General features: G+C 52.2%; 16 protein-coding genes. 3 read left to right on the top strand and 13 right to left on the bottom strand.

Annotation, left to right across the window (positions count from 1 at the left end):
- Positions 1-12: 12 nt before the first annotated feature.
- The 6 genes from OB13_RS05050 to OB13_RS05025 form a co-directional block, all read right to left on the bottom strand.
- On the bottom strand, positions 13-1095 hold the full coding sequence (locus tag OB13_RS05050; protein ID WP_461489059.1) for a SusE domain-containing protein: 1083 nt from the start codon (positions 1093-1095) through the stop codon (positions 13-15).
- Positions 1096-1169: 74 nt separating this feature from the next.
- Positions 1170-2759 (bottom strand): RagB/SusD family nutrient uptake outer membrane protein, encoded by a 1590-nt coding sequence (locus tag OB13_RS05045; protein WP_461489058.1) that lies wholly within the window; start codon positions 2757-2759, stop codon positions 1170-1172.
- A gap of 21 nt (positions 2760-2780) precedes the next feature.
- Positions 2781-6077, bottom strand: a complete 3297-nt coding sequence (locus OB13_RS05040; RefSeq protein WP_461489057.1) for a SusC/RagA family TonB-linked outer membrane protein — start codon at positions 6075-6077, stop codon at positions 2781-2783.
- Positions 6078-6092: 15 nt separating this feature from the next.
- The gene (locus OB13_RS05035) at positions 6093-7115 is read right to left on the bottom strand and encodes a FecR family protein (protein ID WP_461489056.1); all 1023 of its coding nucleotides are present in this window, start codon (positions 7113-7115) and stop codon (positions 6093-6095) included.
- A 174-nt stretch (positions 7116-7289) separates the two neighbouring features.
- Positions 7290-7856: an RNA polymerase sigma factor gene (locus OB13_RS05030; RefSeq protein WP_461489055.1), complete on the bottom strand. Its 567-nt coding sequence runs from the start codon at positions 7854-7856 to the stop codon at positions 7290-7292.
- Between the two features lie 222 nt (positions 7857-8078).
- A complete protein-coding gene (locus OB13_RS05025) occupies positions 8079-9506 on the bottom strand; it encodes a sugar MFS transporter (RefSeq protein ID WP_461489054.1) in 1428 nt (475 codons plus the stop codon).
- 472 nt (positions 9507-9978) lie between these two features.
- Between OB13_RS05025 and OB13_RS05020 the strand changes: the two genes are divergently transcribed.
- Positions 9979-12798 (top strand): alpha-amylase family glycosyl hydrolase, encoded by a 2820-nt coding sequence (locus tag OB13_RS05020; RefSeq protein WP_461489053.1) that lies wholly within the window; start codon positions 9979-9981, stop codon positions 12796-12798.
- Between the two features lie 42 nt (positions 12799-12840).
- Here the strand turns inward: OB13_RS05020 and OB13_RS05015 are convergent, their stop codons facing one another.
- The 3 genes from OB13_RS05015 to OB13_RS05005 all read right to left on the bottom strand — a co-directional run bounded on the left by OB13_RS05015 (position 12841) and on the right by OB13_RS05005 (position 15719).
- Positions 12841-14313 carry a M48 family metalloprotease gene (locus OB13_RS05015; protein WP_461489052.1) on the bottom strand — a complete coding sequence of 491 codons (1473 nt, stop codon included), beginning with the start codon at positions 14311-14313 and terminating at the stop codon, positions 12841-12843.
- Positions 14314-14458: 145 nt separating this feature from the next.
- Entirely contained in the window at positions 14459-15040 is a 582-nt protein-coding gene (gene def, locus OB13_RS05010; protein ID WP_461489051.1) for a peptide deformylase, read from the bottom strand.
- Positions 15041-15164: 124 nt separating this feature from the next.
- The gene (locus tag OB13_RS05005; RefSeq protein ID WP_461489050.1) at positions 15165-15719 is read right to left on the bottom strand and encodes a YdeI/OmpD-associated family protein; all 555 of its coding nucleotides are present in this window, start codon (positions 15717-15719) and stop codon (positions 15165-15167) included.
- Between the two features lie 171 nt (positions 15720-15890).
- Here OB13_RS05005 and OB13_RS05000 point away from each other — a divergent pair, with 171 nt between their 5' ends.
- Positions 15891-16352 (top strand): DUF4268 domain-containing protein, encoded by a 462-nt coding sequence (locus OB13_RS05000; protein ID WP_461489049.1) that lies wholly within the window; start codon positions 15891-15893, stop codon positions 16350-16352.
- Between the two features lie 9 nt (positions 16353-16361).
- On the opposite strand, the gene OB13_RS04995 is transcribed toward OB13_RS05000, so the two are convergent.
- Positions 16362-16604 carry a DUF3820 family protein gene (locus OB13_RS04995; protein WP_461489048.1) on the bottom strand — a complete coding sequence of 81 codons (243 nt, stop codon included), beginning with the start codon at positions 16602-16604 and terminating at the stop codon, positions 16362-16364.
- A gap of 34 nt (positions 16605-16638) precedes the next feature.
- Positions 16639-16806, bottom strand: a complete 168-nt coding sequence (locus tag OB13_RS04990; protein ID WP_461489047.1) for a hypothetical protein — start codon at positions 16804-16806, stop codon at positions 16639-16641.
- A gap of 255 nt (positions 16807-17061) precedes the next feature.
- Here OB13_RS04990 and OB13_RS04985 point away from each other — a divergent pair, with 255 nt between their 5' ends.
- Entirely contained in the window at positions 17062-17826 is a 765-nt protein-coding gene (locus tag OB13_RS04985) for an oxygenase MpaB family protein (RefSeq protein ID WP_461489046.1), read from the top strand.
- A 24-nt stretch (positions 17827-17850) separates the two neighbouring features.
- On the opposite strand, the gene OB13_RS04980 is transcribed toward OB13_RS04985, so the two are convergent.
- Both OB13_RS04980 and OB13_RS04975 read right to left on the bottom strand, forming a co-directional pair.
- Positions 17851-18927 (bottom strand): ArsO family NAD(P)H-dependent flavin-containing monooxygenase, encoded by a 1077-nt coding sequence (locus OB13_RS04980; RefSeq protein WP_461489045.1) that lies wholly within the window; start codon positions 18925-18927, stop codon positions 17851-17853.
- Between the two features lie 100 nt (positions 18928-19027).
- On the bottom strand, positions 19028-20338 hold the full coding sequence (locus OB13_RS04975) for an NCS2 family permease (RefSeq protein WP_461489044.1): 1311 nt from the start codon (positions 20336-20338) through the stop codon (positions 19028-19030).
- Between the last annotated feature and the right edge of the window lie 356 nt (positions 20339-20694).

Below are 20694 nucleotides of genomic sequence, written 5' to 3'. Positions count from 1 at the left end.
GTAAGGTAGAGCTTACTTTTTGATGAAAAGATAGTTGCCTGATAGGTCGTTGAAAACGATCATGTACGTACCGGCAGCTATTTTGAGGTTATCACCACCCGTTTTGTTGAACAGTTTTTCCTGTTCACCTGCCGGTGCTCCCCAGTTGTTGTCCCAGCTTCCTGCCGTTCTGAACTTCATCTCCACATCTTCTGTAAAAGTATGCTCCAATGTCCAGTAGTGCGGGTTAGAAGCCGTCTTCTTCATCAAAACGTCAGCGCCCCATCCTGAGAAAGAACCGATTATACCAATAGAAGCAAAGGTCGGTTTAGCGCTGGCATCGAAATCAGCGATCTGGTAGGTGTTGGAGCGAAGGTCTACCGTAACCGTTCTGTATCCTTCGGTTTTGATCTCGATAGAAGCCGGATCAGGATCTGCCTCTGTCTCTCTGAAAACCAAGGTGTTGTTTTCACCCGGTCCATACATCGGAGCCCAGCTGCCTCGCTTACCTAAGAACTTAAAATAACCCGGCTTAAACTTACCTGTGTAAGTAAATTTGAACAGGTCGTTCGGATCACGAAGCATGGCAATGGCATCGCCATTGTTCCAGCCAGCATCCGTCGCATCGCCTACCATGTACAAAGTGGCATAGGGAGGCTCCGTCAGGTATGGCGTTACCGTTACAGCCAGCACATTGGAAAGGACAGCATCCACATGAGGTGAAACAGAAGCACGTATTCTCATGTCAATGTCATTGGGCTGAAAAGGCCTGATGTCAAGCCTGTTTACCAAGGTATTCAGTTCAGCGACAGTAAACGTCTTTGTGGTTCCGCTACCCAAATCAGCTGTAATAGGAGCAGCAAAGTTATTCCCTTTCATATCCATCTCGAGCGTATAGCTCACGGCAGCCTGATAACCAAAATCAGATGGAGTCCAGGTGAATTTTACCGCATCCTGATCTGCTTTTTCTTCAGTCAGCTCGATGCTGGAAGCAGATGCCGACAGAACAGGTGCTGTACCATCCGTAACAAACACCATTTCCTCATCCTTCTCACAGCTCATCAGAGCCAGCGAAGCGAAGAGAAATACAAAAGATTTATGTATCCAGTTTTTCATAAAAAACATTTTTATAAGTTAAATGGCAGCACTTCCTGAAAGCAATCTATACCAGCAGGAAGTGCTGTTATTTATTAATAGCCCGTATTCTGCTTTAAGTTCGGATTGGCAGTCAGGTCCGTTGTTGGCAAGGGGAACAGCGTTCGGAAAGACTCAACGGCTCTTCCCTCTTTTACGCCACCTTTCCAGGGCCAAATGTGACTGTCAGTCGTAAACTTGTTAAAGCGTATCAGGTCGGTTCTGCGGTGTGCTTCCCAGTGTAGTTCCCGGGCACGCTCATTCAGAATGAAGTCCAGGTTAAGCTGGCCTTGGGTAACACTTCCGTCTGCCGGATCAATGTACGCTCTGTTACGGACACGATTCACGTAATCCAGGGCTTTTCCTTTATCTCCATTACTACGCAACGCTGCCTCCGCATACATCAGGTATACGTCTGCCAGTCGGAACATCGGGAAATCAGTATCCGGGTGGTCACCTGACGGATCTGAACCAGCCTGGCCTGTTGACGTAACGTTTTTCCATTTCCCGATGGCATAGCCATCTGTAAAGGTAAAGAGGTCGTTGATCTCAAGCTCCTGACCTGCTGTATGGAAGTTGGCACGGTTATCGGGTCCGCCGCTTGTGTTACCAAAAAGGCTTACGATTGACTTGGTGGTACGAAGACCTCCCCAACCACCGTTGATACCAAAATCCGCCGCCTTCATGCTACCACCTACCGGGGCATGCACCAGGTAGGTCATGCCACCCCAGGTCGTTGTTCTGGTACCGTCAAATGTGATCGCAAAAATGATCTCATTTGATCTGTTGTTGTCTGCCTTGAACAGATCGTCATAATCCGCTTCGAGCTGGTACCCGGCATTGATCACTTTTTCAGCATACGTCATGGCTTCCGCATTTTTTGCTGTGCCCGTGTATACCTCAGCATTCAGGTATAGCTTGGTAAGGAGTGTCCAGGCGGCAGCTTTGTCGGCACGGCCATACTCATTCTTGCGCGCGTCCAGCAACTGGCCTTCAATCTCCAACAGTTCTTTCTCGATAAAAGAGAAAAGCTCTTGTCGGGTGGTCTGCTCCGGGAAGAAGAAACCTACTTTATCTTGGTCTGTTACGAACGGGACGTTGCCATACAGGTCCAGGGCATGCCAGTAGGAGAGTGCACGCAGAAAGCGGGCTTCGGCTTTAAACACCTTCGCTTCTTCCAGGTTTGCGCCTGTTATACCACGACTGCTGAGTTTATCGTCCGATGTTTCGCGGATAAACTCGTTTGTCAGCGACACCTGGTAGAAAATGCGGTCGTACAGGGCACGAAGAAATTCGTTGCCTGGCGTCCAGTCCATGTCGTGCAGGTCGCGCAGGTTACCGTCGTTCCAGCCAATTACAGCTTCGTCGGTGGTAAGCTCCTGTGCCTGCCAGTACTGACGCAGGTAGTTGGAGAAACCTTCGTCTATACCGCCGATGTCCGGGCGGCCGGCAGGGCCCTGCTGACCGGTTACTGCATAACCGGCGTATAGTTTCGCCAGGATGGGCTTATAGTTTGTAAAGTCCTGGTATACCTTCTCCGAGACCACATCATACTTTGGTGTGATATCCAGGCTATGGTCACAGGCAGCCGCTGTTACTGTAATTACGCCAGCCAGCGCTATATTTCTTATGAATCTAGTATTCATGGATTTCAAAAATTAAAGAAATTACAAGTTAACATTCAGGCCCAAAGCGAAAACTCTTGGTCTTGGGTATAGCGAGTAGTCTATACCTGAGAATACCTCAGGATCCAGGCCTTTGTAGTTGGTGATAACAAAGGCGTTCTGTACGCTAGCAGTAGCCCGCAGGCCTACTTTATCGCCCAGGACTTTACCGAAGTTATAACCCAGGGTGATGTTGTCCATGCGCAGGAAGGATGCGTTCTCAATGTAGTAGTCTGAGAAATACTGGTAGTTGCCAAAATCAGTGTCCAGCACATTGCGTGATACGTTGTTCAGGTAACCGGAGAAGGAGTATGACTGTCTGGCACCCAGATTGGAATGTACGTTGTTATACACGTAGTTGCCGAAGTTACCACGCAACACCATGTTCAGATCCCAGTTGCCATAGTTCACCTGGGTGTTGAAGCCCATGTTGAATGTAGCAGCAGGTTTTTTGTACAGGTATCTGTCCTCCACGCTGATCTTTCCATCTTCGTTCAGGTCCGCATACAGTCCTTCAACCGGTTTGCCATCCTCGCCATACACTTGCTTGTATACATAGAATGCGTAAGGCGCGTAACCTACTGCGAATTTCTGGATGTTGTTGCCAACACCACCTGAGATAACGCCCTTATCATATCCTGTAAAATTAGGGTCATCTACTTTGCTCAGGCTTGTGATTTCCTGGTTGATGTAAGTACCGTTGATACCCAGGTTCCAGGTGAACTTTTCAGTATCGATGGCAACAAAGTTAAGGGCAGCTTCCAGGCCCTGGGTTTCCATGTTACCCACGTTTGTAGGCAGTTGGTTTGTCAGGTTGCTACCGGCAGCAACGTTCACGACAGCCAGCAAGTCTTTGGTGTCTTTGAAGAAGTAATCCAGGGTACCTGTCAATCTGTTGTTGGCAAAGCCAAAGTCCAGGCCGGCGTTGTACGTAGCAGTTTCTTCCCACTTAATACCAAAATCGTATCCTTCTGCACGGAAGGTCGGATAGAAGGTGTTGCCGAACTGGTACTGTGCCGTGTTATCAGCTCTGGAGTAGCGGGCAAGGTATGGGAACAAGGAATCATCCCCAAGATCCTGCTGACCCGTGATACCATAACCCAGTCGCAGCTTAAGATCTGACAACGCATCTACGTTCTTCAGGAAGTTCTCTTCGCTGAGTCTCCAGGCAAACGCCAGGGAAGGGAAAATACCCCAACGGTTTTCTTCGCTCCAGCGCGAGGAACCATCATAACGAACAGTACCCGTGAAGATATAACGGTCCTTCAACGTATAGTTCAACCTGCCAAAATAAGACCTTAATCTAAGCGGAAGGTAAGAAGGTATGAAGTCTGGTGCTGTGCCGAGCGTATTTCCTTCCACATCTTGGAAAGCAAAATCCGGTGCTTCGGTGATAAACTCCTGGAAAGAGTAACCGGCTGTTGCGTCAACACGGTTTTGGCCAAACTCTTTCTGATAGTTCAGATAGAAGTCAGTCAGGTTGTTCTCTTTTTTCTGGGCGTAGCGGGAAAGCGTTGCTACTCCGAAGCTGTTGGATGCCAGGTCAGCAGAAGTCAGGATAGAACCTTCGCTGTCAGAGCGGTCCGTAGCAACATTCAGGTTCGCTCTAAGCTCAGGCAGGAAGTGAAACTTATAATCGAGCTGCACATTACCAATCCATCTGTTTGCCTCACCCTGGTCATCACGCAGCTCCAGCAAGCTGAGCGGGTTGGTAGGCGCAATCCGGATGAATCCGTTGGCATCTTCCCACTCCTTAAAGCCACCAAACTTATCCGGGCTGCCATAAACAGGCTGTGTCGGGTCGTAAATGATAGCTGCCCCGATGGCACCCTCGTTGGCAAATACGCTGTTGGTTTTAGCACCTTTGAAGTTTAGGTTCGTTGTCAGGTGATCATCCAGGAAGCTTGGGTTCAGGCTCACACCAAGTGATGTTCGCTCAAAGTTGGAAGTTTTCAGCACACCGTCCTGGTTCAGGTAGCCTACAGATACACGATACGGAAGAGACTTGTAGGCACCGCTCAAAGTCAGGTTGTTATCCGTCGTATAGGCGTTTCTGTAAATCAGCTCCTGCCAGTTTGTGTTTTCTTTGCCCAGCAGTGCTTTCTGGGCTGCTGTGCCTCTTTCGGTTACGAGCGTTCTGAACTCATCTGCCGAAAGCACGTCAATCTTGTTCGGGTTTGTGGAAACAGAATGCTGCGTGCTGAAGTTAACCGACAGCTTTTGTCCGGCTTTTCCTTTTTTAGTCGTAATGATGATAACACCGTTCGAAGCACGCGAGCCATAGATAGCAGTGGCAGAGGCATCTTTCAGGATGTTGAAGGAAGCAATGTCATCCGGGTTAATAAAACTAAGCGGGTTAGAAGCACCGGAAACAGGGGAACTAGCCACTGGCACGCCGTCAATGACGATAAGCGGGTCGTTGTTCGCATTAAGCGATGCACCACCCCGGATACGGATTGTGCTACCAGAACCTGGAGCACCGCCATTGGAAGTGATCTGTACACCGGCTACTTTACCCTGTATAAGTTGCTCGGGAGTAGTAACCTGGCCCTTTACGAAGTCCTCGGAAGATACCGAAGTGACAGAACCCGTTACGTCACTTTTCTTTTGCGTACCGTATCCGATCACAACTACTTCCTGCAGCGCTTTGGTATCGGCGCCAAGAGTTACGTTCACAGTAGACTGATTGCCGATCGCTACCTCCTGGGTGCTGAAACCGATGAAGGAAAACACCAGCGTGCCGCCTGAAGCAGGTACCGAAAGGGAGTAATCACCGCTGGCATTGGTAGAGGTGCCTTTGGTGGTGCCTTTGAGCACAACCGTTACACCGGGTAGGGGCGAACCTGTATCGTCCAGCACCTTGCCGCTTACCGTCACATCCTGCACGACAGCCGCTGCTGGTTTTGCAGCTGAGCTGGCTGCAGTCGCCGGTTTTGGGGCAGTCTTGTGTTTCGATATGATGTACACACCCTTTACCTTTTTGTAATCGAGGTTATTGGTCGCCAGCGTTTTGCCCAGAAAGGCGTCTACGTTCTTTTCCTGGGTATAGGAGTTGGGTACAAGAAGCGTCAGGTCCTCTGCCACGTTTGCCTGGTAAGAGAACTGGATACCGTGCGTGTTCTTCAGGTCATTGAGCAGGTCTTTCAGAGATTTGGCTGAATAGGCCTGTCCGGAAGTATGGTTTGCCGCCAGGTTGGGCCCGGGTCCGGGATTGCCCTGTGCGATACCAGGTGCCTGGAAGCAGCAGAGGGCCACAGCCAAACCAAAGGAACCGAGTCGCTTTGTAGATTTATTTAACATAGATATGTGATTAAATTAAAGTGAGCTTATAATTATTTGATTGTTTTGGCGTGTAATATCTACTTCAAAGGTTTCTGAAATCGTGGTGAGAATATCATCCAGGTCTTTTACTTCCAGGAAGGCGGTTATGCGCTGATCGGCCAGGGCTGTGTCCCGGAAGACCACTTTATAGCCATAGGTCTGTTCCAGCATAGTGGCGACCTCTGCCAGCGTGTAATCATCAAAATATACCTTGTTATCCTTCCAGGAAGTATACAGGGCGGGTTTTACCTGCTTCCGGGTTATTTTTGCGTCCGGTGTTACCGTGACCAACTCCCCGGGTTTCATGTCCAGTTGCTTGTCATCACTTTGTTGAGCGATCTTCAGCCGGATCCTGCCCGAAGCCAGTACGATTTTGCTCTCTTTGCCTCTGTCAGATAAATTGAATTCAGTGCCCAGTACTTCCACCTGTATACCTTCGGAAGTCGTGACAATGAACTTCTGCTTATTGACTTTGTGCGTTACAGAAAAATAGGCTTCTCCTTTTAGCTGCACTTCGCGTGGGCTGTCATCAGACCATTCTGTCGGAATGGTCACGGTGGAGTTTGCGTTCAGAGTTATGATGGAGCTATCGGGTAGGTGAATAGTACGCTTTTCTCCGAAATTGGTGGCGTATTCCACCATACGTTTGTTGTTATACTGGAAAAATATAATCCCACTGACGATAAGCGTCAGAACAGCAGCGGCTATGGAAATCAACTTCTTGTTTTGCCACAACGCTATTAATTTGCCTGTGCCACCTGACTGGTTGTTGTCGTTGCGGCGGGCTTCTGTTAGCTTCTCCCAAATGTTGTCTAGTTCATCAGAATCCTCTTCTTCCTCCTCCTGCGACAGCAGCAACACCAGCTGGCGCGCATCGGCAATAACACCGGCTTTGTCCGGGTTCATCTCCAGCCAGTTTTTCCAGTAGAGGGTACTTTCCTCGTTTGGGTGTTTCACCCACTGAATAAAGTAATGGTCTGTTGCCAGTTCAGCTGAAGATGCCGTGTGATGATCCATCTGGTGTCGCGTGTGGTTTGATGTACAAAAAATGTGGTGTACTCCAAGTATAATAGCCGGTGATCGGGCGTATTATCCCTCTGTTATCAAAAAATATTTTCAGGGCTTTGTGCAGGTATAGCCATCGGGCAAAACCGGAGACAGGTATAGCCCGGATAAAGAGGCTGTTAGCTGTCAGAAGAACAGGAGAGGCAGCAAAACGAGGGCCGATTTAACCAGTAACTGCTGCAATTTGGCAATGGCTTTGTAGGTGAGTTTATACACAGATTCCTGCTCAATGTCCATGATGGCGGAGATCTCATCGTACTTGAGGTTAGTATAGTACCGCAGGAAAATAACCTCCCGTTGGCGCGCGGGCAGTTGGGAGAGCAGTTCGGCCATACGTTGCCGGGTATGCTCGGCTGTCTGGAGACTGATCAGGGTACTCTCATAAGAAGCCTCCGACTCAAAATGATACTCCTTGGGAAGGCTGTCGTGCTGTGCGTTGACTTTGAGTTTCCGGATTATCTCGTGGCGCAGTGACTTGAGCAGGTAATTCTTCACGCTTTCCGGGTATCCGATCCTTTCCCGGCTCTTCCAGATGGAGAAGTATACCTGTTGCAGGCTGTCACGGATCAGTTCCTTGTCAGTTGTGATTCGGTTGCCATAGCGAAGCAGAACAGGAGCATACGTTTTATAGAGGAGGGCAAAATCCGCTTCGCTTCCTGCTTTAAATCTCCCCCATACTTCCAGTTCATCCATGTGTGAGTACTCAATCTTCCTTCGGGCTGCAGCAATTATATCATAATAAAAGGTAATTTCATACCTTCTGCCGCTGAAAATAATGGAAAGGTAGCTGGTGTTATAACATGGACCTGCGGTATGGGGTTGAGTCAAAACAAAAAAGCCACCGGGCGCTTAACACCCGGTGGCTTTTTGTTTTGAAATATTCCGGCCACCTCCTGCCAGGAGGACAGCAGGGGCCTATACCTCTACCTGCTCTTTGACCTTATAGCCAAAGAAGCCATAGTACATGATGTAGAGATAGCAGACGAACGGCACCAGGAATGAAAGCTGCAGGTTGCCAGTCACATCCGCAATAAGTCCCTGCACCGGCGGTACGATAGCACCCCCTACAATGGCCATCACCAGCAGGGAAGAGCCCTGGCTTGTGTGCCTGCCCAGGCCACGGATGGCCAGTGTGAAGATAGTCGGGAACATGATGGAGTTGAAAAGGCCGATCGAGATCACCGCCCACATGGCTACTGAACCCTCAGCAAAGCTGGTGATCAGCAACAGAACCATCACACTGGCAGCAAATACACCCAATGTTTTGTTTGGTTTGAAACTGCCAAAAAGGAGCATGATAAAGTTCAGGACGATCAGGCCAAGGGCGATCAGGGCTTCGTTCAGGCCATAGACGCTATACATGACCACAAACGCAACGGTAGCGATTGCCGCAAAAATCATGTACTTGGTGCGGGTCTGTTTAATCTGGGCCAGGGCTACGGCACCAAAGAAACGGCCGATCATGGCGCCTCCCCAGTAGAAAGCCAGGAAGTGCTTGCCTTCTGCCTCCGATAAGCCGGCGATCTCAGGCAGGGCAAAGAAGTTGATCAGCGCACTGCCGATGGCTACTTCGCCGCCCACGTAAGCAAATATGCAGAGAATGCCCAGCACCAGGTGGCGGTGTTTCAGCGCACCGGCATCAGCTACGATCTTGTCACTGCCGGAGATATGGGGCAGCTTGGCCATCTTGATCATCACGGCGATCAGCAGGAGTGCAGCTGCCAGCCCGATGTATGGCAATTTAACGGAATCAGCGTTGGCCGACTGGGCAGCCTGTACCTCTTCGAAGATCAGCCATCCGCCCAGCAAAGGCGCCAGCGTCGTACCCAGTGAGTTGAGTGCCTGGGTCAGGTTGAGGCGGCTGGCAGCAGAGTCCGGCTTGCCCAATATGGTGACATAGGGGTTGGCCGCGATCTGGAGTATGGTGATGCCGGAAGCCAGCACAAAAAGAGCAGTCAAGAAGAACCCGTAACTGTGCAGGTCGGCTGCCGGGTAAAAGAGCGTGCAGCCGGCCGCGGCCACAAGCAGGCCGACAATGATGCCGTTCTTGTAGCCGATCTTCATGATCGGATCTCCTTTGGTCACCGAGAAAATGAAGTAAAGGAGCGAGACAATGAAGTAAGCCCCGAAAAAGGCAGTCTGGATGAGCATGGCCTGCCAGAGCTGCAGTTCGAAAACTGCCTGCAGCTTCGGTATCAGGATGTCATTGAGGCAGGTAATGAAGCCCCACATAAAAAACAATAAGGTGACAACGACCAGCGGCCCCCTGAAATCCTGATCGGTATCAAAATTTTCTGAAGCTGTTCTGGGCTCTGCTTTTGTGCCGGGAAGTATACCTGCCATGTGTGTTTATAAATAAAGTGAACGTTCTGATGCTGTGCTACTTGTTGTTTCAGGCGCTGGAGATCCGGTTTGGCGAATCTGCTGCCTGCTCTGTATTGTAATTGTCTGCTAACTAATGCCTGGTAAAAACCAGTATCTTCTGAACAGGCACTGCCTGGTCCTGCACCTGTGTCTTTTTACTGCCCTGGAGCGGTAGAGTGTTACGGGCACATTCTGAAAAGATGGGGTAAATAACTGAGTTTTTACGTGAATAAAAAGTATCTGACTGGTTTTTAATTCTAAAAATCATCTATTTGCTGATTCCAAATGTATCGCCTCCGGGCTTATACTGCTCAGGCACAGGCTGTCAAGGGTATAACAGGTGGGTGAGTAAGCACACCTGGCCAGAGCGAGGCTTGCTGCCGGATCATTTTTCATTCACCAGGCGACCGCATAGGCCGCTGTTTTTTTGCCATCCTAACTCCTTTATTATATGGGAAACAAGTACCAGTATCAGCTTTTTGCGTGCATTCTCTTCTTCCTGTCCCTGCACTTCCATGCGCTGGGACAGGCCGTACAGACGGTTCCGGCTTTTCCGACAGAGAGCCAGGAAGTGACCCTCGTGTTTGATGTGAAGCTGGCGAAAGACCCCCGTGCAAAGGGGCTCCTGGGTAAGACCGATGACGTATACCTGTGGTCCGGTGCCGGTGTTGTGGGCTCCACCAACGCCTTCCAGTACCAGCCGGCCGGGCAGACCAGTTTCAACCAGCCCTTTGCTCCCGGCAAAATGACCTACCTGGGCAACGACAAGTGGGAGATCAAACTGGTGCCCAAGCAGTATTTCGGAGTGCCCGGCGACAAGACCATCAACCAGCTGGGTTTGCTCCTTAAAAACGGAAACGGAACAGCCCAGACCGAAGACCTTTTTGTCACCATCTATACCAACACGCTGCAGGTAGCGATCCAGCAGCCTGCCGGGAAAAATTTCTTCGTCGACGCGAATGCTGCTATACCTGTCCAGGCCACCGCTTCGGGCAAAGCCAACCTGACGGTGAAGCTCGACAATACCGTGGTGCATACCGTAACCGACAGCGACAAACTGGACTATACCTTAAACGCCGGCACCCAGACGGGAGTGGCCAGAACGGTGGTAGTCGAAGCCAAAACAGCGACGGAGACCGCTTCTCAAAGTTTTACGTTCACCGTGAAGCCTGTTCCGGTGGTAGCCGCCCTGCCGGCAGGTATGCAGGACGGCATCAACTATACGGGCGCCAACAGTGCCGTACTGGTGCTCTATGCGCCGCACAAGAGCTTCGTATACCTGCTGGGCGAGTTCAACAACTGGCAGCGCACGCAGAACTCCCTGATGAAGCGCACCCCCGACGGCAACCGCTACTGGCTCGAGCTTACCAACCTGCCGGCAGGGCAGGAGGTGGCTTACCAGTACCTGGTGGAGGGGACCCTTGCCGTGGCAGACCCCTATGCCGAAAAAATACTCGACCCGGACAACGACAAGTACATCCCTGCGGCAAGCTATCCCAACCTGAAGGCGTACCCCGAAGGCGCTACGGGTATCGTCTCTGTGTTGCAAACCAACCAGGCTCCTTATACCTGGAAAGTGCCGGATTTCGAAAGGCCCAGCCCCGAAAATATGGTGGTGTATGAGCTGCACGTGCGCGATTTTATAGCAGCCCGCAACTACAGGACTTTAGCGGATACCTTGAGCTACCTCAAGCGCCTGGGCATCAACGCCATCGAGCTGATGCCGGTGATGGAGTTTACCGGCAACGACTCCTGGGGCTACAACCCGACATTTTTCTTTGCGCCCGACAAAGCTTACGGTACCAAAAACGACCTGAAGGCATTTATCGACAAATGCCACGAAAACGGCATCGCGGTGATCCTGGATATTGTGCTCAACCAGGCCGATTACGAATACCCCTATGTGAAAATGTACTGGGACGGCAACCAGCCCGCAGCCAACAGCCCTTACTTTAATCAGCAGGCAACGCACCCCTTCAGTGTCTTCTTTGACTTTAACCATGAAAGCGCAGCTACCAAAGCGCTGGTGGAGCGGGTGAACCGCCACTGGATCGAAGAGTATAACATCGACGGCTACCGCTTTGATCTTTCCAAAGGCTTTACACAAAAGAACAGCGGTGGCAATGTGGATGCCTGGGGTGCTTACGATGCCGGCCGCGTGGCTACCTGGAAACGCATTTATGACGAGATCAGGCGCTACGACGAAACGGCTTATGTCATACTGGAGCATTTTGCCGACAACCAGGAAGAAAAGGAGCTGGCCAGGTATGGCATGCTGTTCTGGGGCAACCTCAACCACGATTACCGCAACATGGCCAAAGGCTTGCAGGGGAATCCGCAGTGGATCTCCTACAAAGTACGCGAATGGGACAATCCTTACCTGATCGGGTATATGGAAAGCCACGACGAAGAGCGCCAGGTATACGATGTGATGCAGAACGGCAGCCGAAACGGCACCTACAACACCCGCACTCTCCCCACCGCCCTGGATAGAGCCAAACTGGCTGCCGCTTTCTTCCTGCCTGTGCCTGGCCCGAAAATGATCTGGCAGTTCGGGGAACTGGGCTACGATGTCTCAATCGAACAGGGCGGCCGCACCGGCGCCAAGCCCATCAAATGGGAGTACCGGCAGCAGGCCGACCGGCAGAAGCTCTACCAGGTATACGCGGAGCTCATCAAGCTGAAACTGACCGAGCCTGCTTTCCAGACCACGGATTTTGAGCTGACCATGGCAGGGTTTGTGAAGCGCATTTCGCTCGTACACCCCAGTATGGACGTGTACATTGTCGGCAACTTCGATACGAAGAAGCAACTGGTGAAAAACAGCTTTCCGAAAACAGGCATCTGGTACGATTACTTTTCGGGGCGGGAGTCGGAAATACGCGATAGCAACGAAGACATGGAGCTGCAGCCGGGCGAATTTCACATCTACACAACGAAAAAGCTGCCTGCACCGCAGACTGGTCTGGTGCCGTGGCAGGGCGTGGTGCTAGCTGCCGAAGAAGAACCGGCAGGCGAATGGGTTCAGGTATACCCGAATCCCTTGCAGGAAGCCACCCAGGTAGAACTGGCCGGCAACTACCGGGGAGCCGTGCAGGTGCAACTGATCGATATGACGGGTCGTGCGCTACAGACAGTACGTTTCCTGAAAGATAAGCAGAACCAGCAGCAACCGATCCGGCTGCAGCGTGTTCCGGCAGGTATCTACTACCTGCAGGTGGAACAGGGCCAAAAGACAACGACCCATAAAATGATGAAGCTGCAGGAATAAGTATCCCTGCAGCTTCCTGCTGCTCCCATATAACCGGGGTGCTTATTTTCCGACAAGTTTGATCATGGTGCCGGACTGGATCTGATCGGTCAGCTCCATGCCGTTGAGTATGGCCAGTTCGTTCATCCGGTTATCGGGTATCTTGTTATCGCGCAGCACCTGGGCCAGTGTGGTGTTTTTCTGCACCGTCTTGATCTGGATACGCTCGGGCTTTCTGTTTATTTTCTCGGCATCCTTGAGCTCCCGGAAGCTCTGCATGCTGCTGCTGAACTGCGGCATGTAGTTATTGAATTCATTGGCTGTCGTGATGCCCATCAAGCTGTAAATGTTGCCGCCATACTGTATCAGGTAGGTCAGCGTCCGGAGAGCCTGCTGCTGTTGTTGCTGTTGTTGCTGCTGCTGCTGCTGCTGCGGTTTCTGATCGGCTACAATGGCCAGCGCCGAAAGCCCATTCACGGTCACCTGTTTAGCTTCCAAGGGCTCCAACCCGTAGCGTTGCATGGTTTGCTGTCCGGCTTCCTCGAGGGTGGCGCCCGGTGCCAGGGTCATGATCATGATGGCTTTGCCGTCTTTGGGCCCCATCTGGACCTGCTGCGGGGAATTCTGGAATCCCCAGCCTGCCGGAATGGCATACTGAAACTTAAGCTCCGGATGGTAAAAGACACTGTTCTCCACAAAGCCCTGCTTCGGATCCTCCCCGTAAATAAGGCCGTCGATCATCTTGAGGTAGCTGTTGCGACCAATTTTGGGATCGGTCAGGTTTTGCTTCTTTTGTTCCTCAGCTGCCAGCTGTTTCACCGTATTATAGCGGTCCCCAGGGTTGGGGTGCGTAGAAAGAAAGGAAGGTATAGGCTCGGCGCCGCCTGCCTCTGACTGGCGCTGCAGCGTGAGGAAGAAGTCTGCCATCTCAGCGGCATCGTAACCGATCTTTGTTGAATACTCTACGCCTAGTTCATCTGACTCCCGCTCGGCGTCGCGGCCAAACTTGAGGAAGAGCAGTCCCAAGCCCTGCATGGCAGTTTCGCCATACTGCGCCACTGTCGGCGAGAGGATCATGCCCAGCAACAGGCCGCCCTGCGCCAGCGTGGCCTTGCTCTGCTGCTGCACGGTATGGCGTGCTGCAATGTGGCCGATCTCGTGGCCCAGCACGCCAGCAAACTGCGCCTCGTCGTTGAAGTGCGCCATGATGCCGCGCGTGAAGTAGACGTAGCCGCCCGGCACCGCGAAGGCATTGATCACCGGCGAGTCCACGATTTTGAAATCATACTTGATGTTGTTGCGGTGTGAGATAGCGGCCATCTGCTGGCCTTTCTCATCGATGAAGCGCTGGAGCTGCGGGTCTTCGTAGAGTCCAAACTGCGCTACGATCTGCGGGTCTGCTTCCTTACCCATGGCCAGTTCCTGGCTTTCGGATATGAACGCAACGTCTTTTTTCCCCGTCACGGGGTTGGTAGAGCAGGAACTGGCCACCACAATGACCAAGGTGAGTAAACAGGATATGCTATATTTTTTCATCGTTGTAGGAGTTTAAATCTTAAGAGAATCCTGCTGATACAGTTGGAATCTTAAGAATGCTATATATACCTCCTGCAACGATTATGCAATTGATTGGTTGCAACAAGTGGCTGCCGGCATCTGGCTGGGAATGAGGGAAGCACCGTTATTGTACAAATTGCATCGGGTAGGAGGGAGTTGCTTTTCCGGCCGCTATACCTGCGAGTCTGTCCTGGAGCAAAGTGCGCTTTGAAGGATCGAGCCGGTCCAGGTATAGGATGCCTTCGGTATGGTCGTATTCGTGCTGCACCATGCGGGCTGTCAGCCCGCTCAGTGTCCGGACCTGCGTCTGAAACTGCCGGTCCAGGTATTCGATGGTGATGCGCCAGGGTCTCGTCACTTCTTCCCGGAGCGCAGGTATGCTCAGGCATCCTTCTGTGTCCTGCCATGTTTCTTTGGAGCTCGCCAGGATGCGGGCATTGAGGAAGGTCTCTTTTATACCCTGATCGTACACAAAGTACTTTTTCCGGTCCTCCGGGGGCATGAGCCCGTAGGTTTTCTGACTGTCTACCACGAACAGCCGGATGGGATGGTTCACCTGCGGAGCCGCCAGCCCGCAACCACCGGCCGCATACATGGTCTCCCACAGGTCATCGATGAGTTTGTCCAACTCCGGGTAGGTGTGGGATATCTCCTGGCATTTAGTTGTTAGGATCGTATGCCCGTAGGCAAGTATGGGGAGTTGCATGCTTTCTGGTTTGGTCGGGGATGCTGTCTCTTGCCGCCGCCACGGGGAGGATGAAAGAGATAATCTTTTATTAGGTATAGCGTACGTAGGTTACCTCCATAGGTACGTTCAAATCGGCTGCCCGCTACGCTCTCTGTCCAGCCTCACTTGCGGCTATGAGCTTCTCCAGCCGGCTGACTTTTGTGGCTTCCTGTTTGGCCCGCATTACCCAATGCACTGCCTGCTTTTGATAAGAAGGGGCTTGAGACAAGAAAAAGGTCCAAGCTTTCGGGTTCTCTTTAAACCTGATTTCGAATTCTTCAGACAGCAGGACCGGCTCATTTTCATAGCTGTAGATAACCGAGTTGCTTTCTTTTCTTTTGGCATAACTGGCTAGTCCGGCTGGCTGCATACGGCCCTGTCGGGTCAGTTCTGCTACTTTACGCATGTTCACGGCACTCCAGGTACTGGTGGGTTTCCGGGGGGTGAAGCGGATAGAATAACTGTCTTGGTCAATGGACCTGCGGACGCCATCGATCCAACCGAAGCACAATGCCTCATCCACTGACTCCGGCCATCTCATGCTGGGCCTGCCACTTCTGACCTTGTAGAAGCCAACCAGCAATTCTGTGGCGGCCGTATGATTTGCTTCGAGCCAGGCCCGGAATCCGGCGGGGGTGGGAAAGAAAGTAGGTGTCATCTTGTTTGTTGATATACTCGATATGGCTTCTCCGGCAACATCCTCCATGCGCTGTCATCCTTTTCAGGATCATACCAATCCAATATAAGAAAAAGCCGGGAGAGTAAAAGCGTTCTGCCGGCAGGCACGTAAGCTTTGGTAAATAATCCGGCAATTGCCAACTTTGCTGTTATGTATACAAGAGAGCAGGCTTCTAAACTCAGACAGGCATTCTGGACCGCATTTGGCCAGTACATGGCTCCGGTCACCTCGGCCGAAGGTATGGCTACTAACTGGATCAATTATAAAACCGGGCTGAAGAACGTGTTTTTCCGGATGCAGGCAGATAAAAAGAAGGCCTCCATCGCCATCGAATTAGCCCAACCGGACCCGGAGATACAGCTAATGTTCTTTGAGCAGTTCACGGACCTCAAGGAATTGCTGCACAGCAGCCTGGGAGAGGAGTGGGAGTGGGACCTGCATACCTACGATGAAAACGGCAAAACCATCAGCCGCATCTATACCGAGATAGCCGGTGTGAGTGTGTTCAACCAGGACGACTGGCCGGCGCTGATTTCCTTCTTCAAGCCGCGCATGATCGCCCTGGATGCGTTCTGGAACGATGCCAAGTATAGCTTTGATGAATTACGCTAACCCTTCAGGTTACCTGTTGCGGGCCTGGCGCTTGATCGGCTCCAGCAGGTATTCGAGGCCGTTGAGCCGGATTTCGTAGAGCGTGGCCAGCTGCATTCCCAGCCTGCCCGGCGGAAAACCTTTGCTGTAAAACCATTCCAGGTAGGACACCGGCAGGTTACACAAGATCGTGTCTTTGTACTTGCCAAACGGCATTCTCGTCTTTACCAGTTCTGTCAGCAGGCTGGAGTCCGGTTGTGCGGGTTCTGTCATGGGAGCAAGGTATGGTGCGTATGGCTCCTTCCGGCTACTGGTCAGCCAAGTCATCAGCGGCGGCAACCGGGAAGGGAAAGCCAAAGATAACCATTGCAAGCGGAATCTGGTATGGTAGTGCCGGCAATTTCAGATGCCGCCGCAGGTATAGCTGCTGGTTCCAGTATGCCGGCCGCCAGTCTTTGGAATTGTAAGGGATCATGCAAATAATACCGCTTAGCCCAACCCACCGTGGTAAAGCGGGCTAAGCGGATTATTGGGCTAAAAGTTGTGCCCAAATATAAGCACAAATTTTTTAATCGATAAAAAGCGGCTCCCGGGCAACAGGAGCCAGGGTTCGGTACTGGTACGCCGCCGGGTGTACCTGATACGGGCTCATTTTGCGCGTTGCTTTTCTTGGACCGCAAATCCTGCCGGTGGTTTGCACATTTTTACGATTTTATGCGTTGTAGCAGGTATGGAATTTTTTGTCAGAAAGGGCTCTGTTGTCCGGGAGATATGGGGGAAAGGCGATACCATCCTGTTCATTTTTGCAGGAGCATCTGCTGAGTTTGCCCTCAACAAAGCAGTGGACTGGCTATACTTTACCGGGCGCCTGCCGGCCGATCCGTTGGGACGTTTGTTCTCTACCGTCGGGTATGCCCGGCAAATTGTCTTTTCAGAGCAGGACGCAGCCCACCGGGCGATTGACAAGATGGCGGCCATTCATGCCGGCGTGGAAGCCAAACGGGGAGCCGCTATACCTGACTGGGCGTACCGCGACGTGCTCTTTATGCTCATTGATTATTCTATCCGCTCCTTCGAGCTGCTAGAAAGGAAATTGACTTTTCAGGAGAAGGCAGAGGTGTTTGAAGTGTTCAACCGCGTCGGGACCCGGATGGGCTTACAAGGGCTGCCGGCAGCTTATCGGGAATGGGAACAAATGCGGGAGGAGCATCTGCAACAGAATTTGTTGCAAAGTCCTTACACAGCCGATCTGTACAGGCAGTACCGCAAGCACCTGGGCCCTGTTAGGTATAAGCTCTTGCTGGAGGGGCAGCTGCTGATTGTGCCGCAGACGGTGCGGGAACAGCTGCAGCTCGGAAAGGTATCGCTGCTGCGGCCGGTGCTGCAGGTATACAAACTTAGCAGGCGCCTGCATGCAGATTGGATTTTGAAGTCCCTTATCCTGCCGCCCGCCTACAAAAAAGAGATCATAGCGCTTGACAGCCGCCCCGCCTGATCTTATCGCTAAAATGCCAGTGTTTCAGTAACCGGCGGCATGGGCCGTTTTTAGGAGATACTCCTCAACTTCTGCGGCTGTTTGCCGGGCACTTCTGCCTACGCCAATGAGCGTGGCAGAGGCAAAACCGGTCCAGTTGCCATAGCCTACCAGCCAAAGTCCGGGTTGCTGTACGGCCCGGGTGCCTTCTACTTCTATTTTCCCTTTTTCAATGAGCAGGTGCAGGCACGCCAGGTGGTCCAGCGCATACCCAAAACCGGTGCACCAGATAACGGCATCTGTTTCTTCCTTTTTTCCATCCGGCCAGACCACCCCTGTTTCATAAAATTGCGCAAAGGGCCGCACCGTTTTCAGGACGCCACGCGCACGCGCTTCTTTCACCGGCGGCACCATCACGATACTGCCCAGGCTGTACCTGGACAGATCCGGTTGCTCGCCTTTCTGCATCGCATAGTAGCGGGCCGTAGCCTGATCGAAGAGTACTTTCCCGTCCACATCATCCGGCAGGTAGGTCACTTCCTCCAGCGTCACCCATTTGGTATCTGCTACCCGGGAGACCTCAGCCAGGATCTGAGCGCCTGAATTACCACCTCCGACAATCAGCACGCGCTTGCCCGCAACCTGATCCGGGTTTTTGTACTCCGAAGAATGCAGGTGCAATCCTTTGAATTTCGAATAGCCGGGATAGTCCGGTATAAAGGGTTTGCGGAAGGTGCCTGTTGCGCTGATGACCGTGCGGGCGTGGTAGGTTTTCTTGGGCGTCTTTAGTTCGAAAATGCCATCGCGGTAGCAGACATCCTGCACGTGCACGGGCCGTTCCACCGGTAGGCTATACCTGTTCTCATATGCTGTCAGGTAGGCGATCACTTCCTCCCGACCTGGGAGTTGCTGCCTGCTTTCGGGCATCAGCCAACCGGGCAGGCTGCTGAAAGCGGCCGGGGAGAAAAGCGTGAGCGAATCCCAGCCGCTACGCCAGGCAGCACCGGGTGCAGGCTGGTCATCGAGCAGTACATACCTGAGCTTCGTCCTTCGGAGATAATAGGCGCAGGCCAGGCCGCTTTGCCCGCCGCCAATGATTATGGTGTCAAAAATAGTAGCCATACCTGTCAGTTTCTGTCAGCAGCCTAAGGTACGGAATCAGGCAAAGGGAAGCGCCTGTTTTAGGAGTCCTACCCGGAACAATAGGTATAGCAAGCGGCATCTACATGGACTGCATCACAAGCGCAAGCACGCAAAAAGCCACAATCACCCACAAGGTCAGGTTAATGGTGGAGCCTTTGCCGGTGACAACTTTGAGCAGCGCCCAGCTCAGGAAGCCCCAGATAATGCCCTGCGAAATAGAGTAGGTGAACGGTATCAGCACCATGGCCAGGAAGGCAGGTATAGCTTCGTCCATTTTCAGCCAGTTGATCTTGACGATAGGGCGCACCATAAAGGCCCCTACCAGAACCAGTGCCGGCGCCGTAGCGATGGCGGGTATCATAGAGAGCAGCGGGGCTAGAAACAGGAAAGGCAGAAAAAGTAGCCCGCCCACCACTGCTGTCAGTCCAGTGCGGCCGCCGGCCTCTATGCCCACAGCCGATTCGATAAAGGCAGTGCCCGGGCTGGAGCCGACCAGGCCGGCCAGGGTGGTAGACAGGGCATCGGTGGTCAGGGATTGTTTTATATTCCGGGGTTCGCCGTGTTCGTCCGTCAGGTCGGCTGCCTCGGCCAGGCCTATAAAAGTAGAAAGGCTATCGAAGAGGTCCGTAAATACAAAGGCGAAGATTACAGGGAAGAGAGCAAACTGCAGGGAGTTGACCAGGTCCAGCTGAAACAGCAGGCTAAAGTCAGGCGCAGAGACCATCCCTTTCCAGGTGATGAGCGGATCTACATCTGTCCCCCACCAGCGGCCCAGCGGATAAGCAGCCAGGGTGGTAAGCAGAATGCCTATTAAAATAGCGCCGGTCACATTCCGGGCGATCAGGATGGCCATGAGCAACAGTCCGGCCACAAAGGTGAGCAGGGTAGGCGTCAGGGGAGCAATGCCGATGATGGTGGCCGGGTTCGCCACAATGAAACCGGCGTTGGCAAATCCGATCAGGGTAATATACAACCCGATACCTGCTGCAATGGCATAGCGCAAAGGCCGGGGTATAGCCCGCACGATGAGGGTGCGCACATTGAAAACAGAGAGCAGGAGAAAGATGATCCCGGACCAGAAAACAGCTCCCAATGCCACCTGCCACGAAATACCCATGCCCAGCACAGCCGAAAAAGTGAAGAACGCATTCAGGCCCATACCCGGTGCCACCAGGATCGGGTTGCGCGCATAGAGCCCCATCATGAGGCTGCTGAAAAAGGAAACCAGCACGGTAGCCGTCAGCACACCCGAAAAGGGCATACCGGCCTGGCTGAGGATGGCAGGATTGACGACGATGATGTAAGCCGTAGCCAGAAATGAGGTGAAGCCGGCGATGACTTCCGTTTTGACCGTGGTGTTGTGTTTCTTCAGCTGAAAATATGCTTCCATGCCTGGGTTGGTTGATGCGCGAAGATTGCCTGATACCAGGCAGTTTATACGAAGGAGAATTCAAATATACTAAAAAGCTATTCACTGTAACCGGGCATCTCTGGCTGCACCTTTTCTGCCTGTTCTTCGCAGCCGGAAGGTAGTGTGCTTTTCCGCACCCTTGCTATACCTGTGGCATGCAACCTTTTGCTTCCGGCCCTCATCTTTTGATGCATTCAATTAAAACTCCTCCGATGTGTCCGGTTTTAGACATACACTGTCCATAATCAAACACTTTTTTGCTGGAATATTCCTTTTTAATACTGTATGTGTCTGTTATTCAGAGATTTAATGGAGTGGCACATAAGTTGGTAAGT

The organism is Pontibacter sp. HJ8, from assembly GCF_054824225.1.
The sequence above is the reverse complement of the archived record's forward strand: the minus strand, read 5'-3'. Positions and strand labels throughout refer to the sequence as shown.

Coding starts and splice junctions, on each gene's coding strand:
- OB13_RS04980 (WP_461489045.1), bottom strand. CDS start 18,927: ATGGCTACTATTTTTGACACCATAATCATTGGCGGCGGGCAAAGCGGC.
- OB13_RS04990 (WP_461489047.1), bottom strand. CDS start 16,806: ATGATCCCTTACAATTCCAAAGACTGGCGGCCGGCATACTGGAACCAG.
- OB13_RS05050 (WP_461489059.1), bottom strand. CDS start 1,095: ATGAAAAACTGGATACATAAATCTTTTGTATTTCTCTTCGCTTCGCTG.
- OB13_RS04985 (WP_461489046.1), top strand. CDS start 17,062: ATGGAATTTTTTGTCAGAAAGGGCTCTGTTGTCCGGGAGATATGGGGG.
- OB13_RS05035 (WP_461489056.1), bottom strand. CDS start 7,115: ATGGATCATCACACGGCATCTTCAGCTGAACTGGCAACAGACCATTAC.
- OB13_RS05045 (WP_461489058.1), bottom strand. CDS start 2,759: ATGAATACTAGATTCATAAGAAATATAGCGCTGGCTGGCGTAATTACA.
- OB13_RS04995 (WP_461489048.1), bottom strand. CDS start 16,604: ATGACAGAACCCGCACAACCGGACTCCAGCCTGCTGACAGAACTGGTA.
- OB13_RS05000 (WP_461489049.1), top strand. CDS start 15,891: ATGTATACAAGAGAGCAGGCTTCTAAACTCAGACAGGCATTCTGGACC.
- OB13_RS05015 (WP_461489052.1), bottom strand. CDS start 14,313: ATGAAAAAATATAGCATATCCTGTTTACTCACCTTGGTCATTGTGGTG.
- OB13_RS05030 (WP_461489055.1), bottom strand. CDS start 7,856: ATGGATGAACTGGAAGTATGGGGGAGATTTAAAGCAGGAAGCGAAGCG.
- OB13_RS05025 (WP_461489054.1), bottom strand. CDS start 9,506: ATGGCAGGTATACTTCCCGGCACAAAAGCAGAGCCCAGAACAGCTTCA.
- def (WP_461489051.1), bottom strand. CDS start 15,040: ATGCAACTCCCCATACTTGCCTACGGGCATACGATCCTAACAACTAAA.
- OB13_RS05020 (WP_461489053.1), top strand. CDS start 9,979: ATGGGAAACAAGTACCAGTATCAGCTTTTTGCGTGCATTCTCTTCTTC.
- OB13_RS04975 (WP_461489044.1), bottom strand. CDS start 20,338: ATGGAAGCATATTTTCAGCTGAAGAAACACAACACCACGGTCAAAACG.
- OB13_RS05040 (WP_461489057.1), bottom strand. CDS start 6,077: ATGTTAAATAAATCTACAAAGCGACTCGGTTCCTTTGGTTTGGCTGTG.
- OB13_RS05005 (WP_461489050.1), bottom strand. CDS start 15,719: ATGACACCTACTTTCTTTCCCACCCCCGCCGGATTCCGGGCCTGGCTC.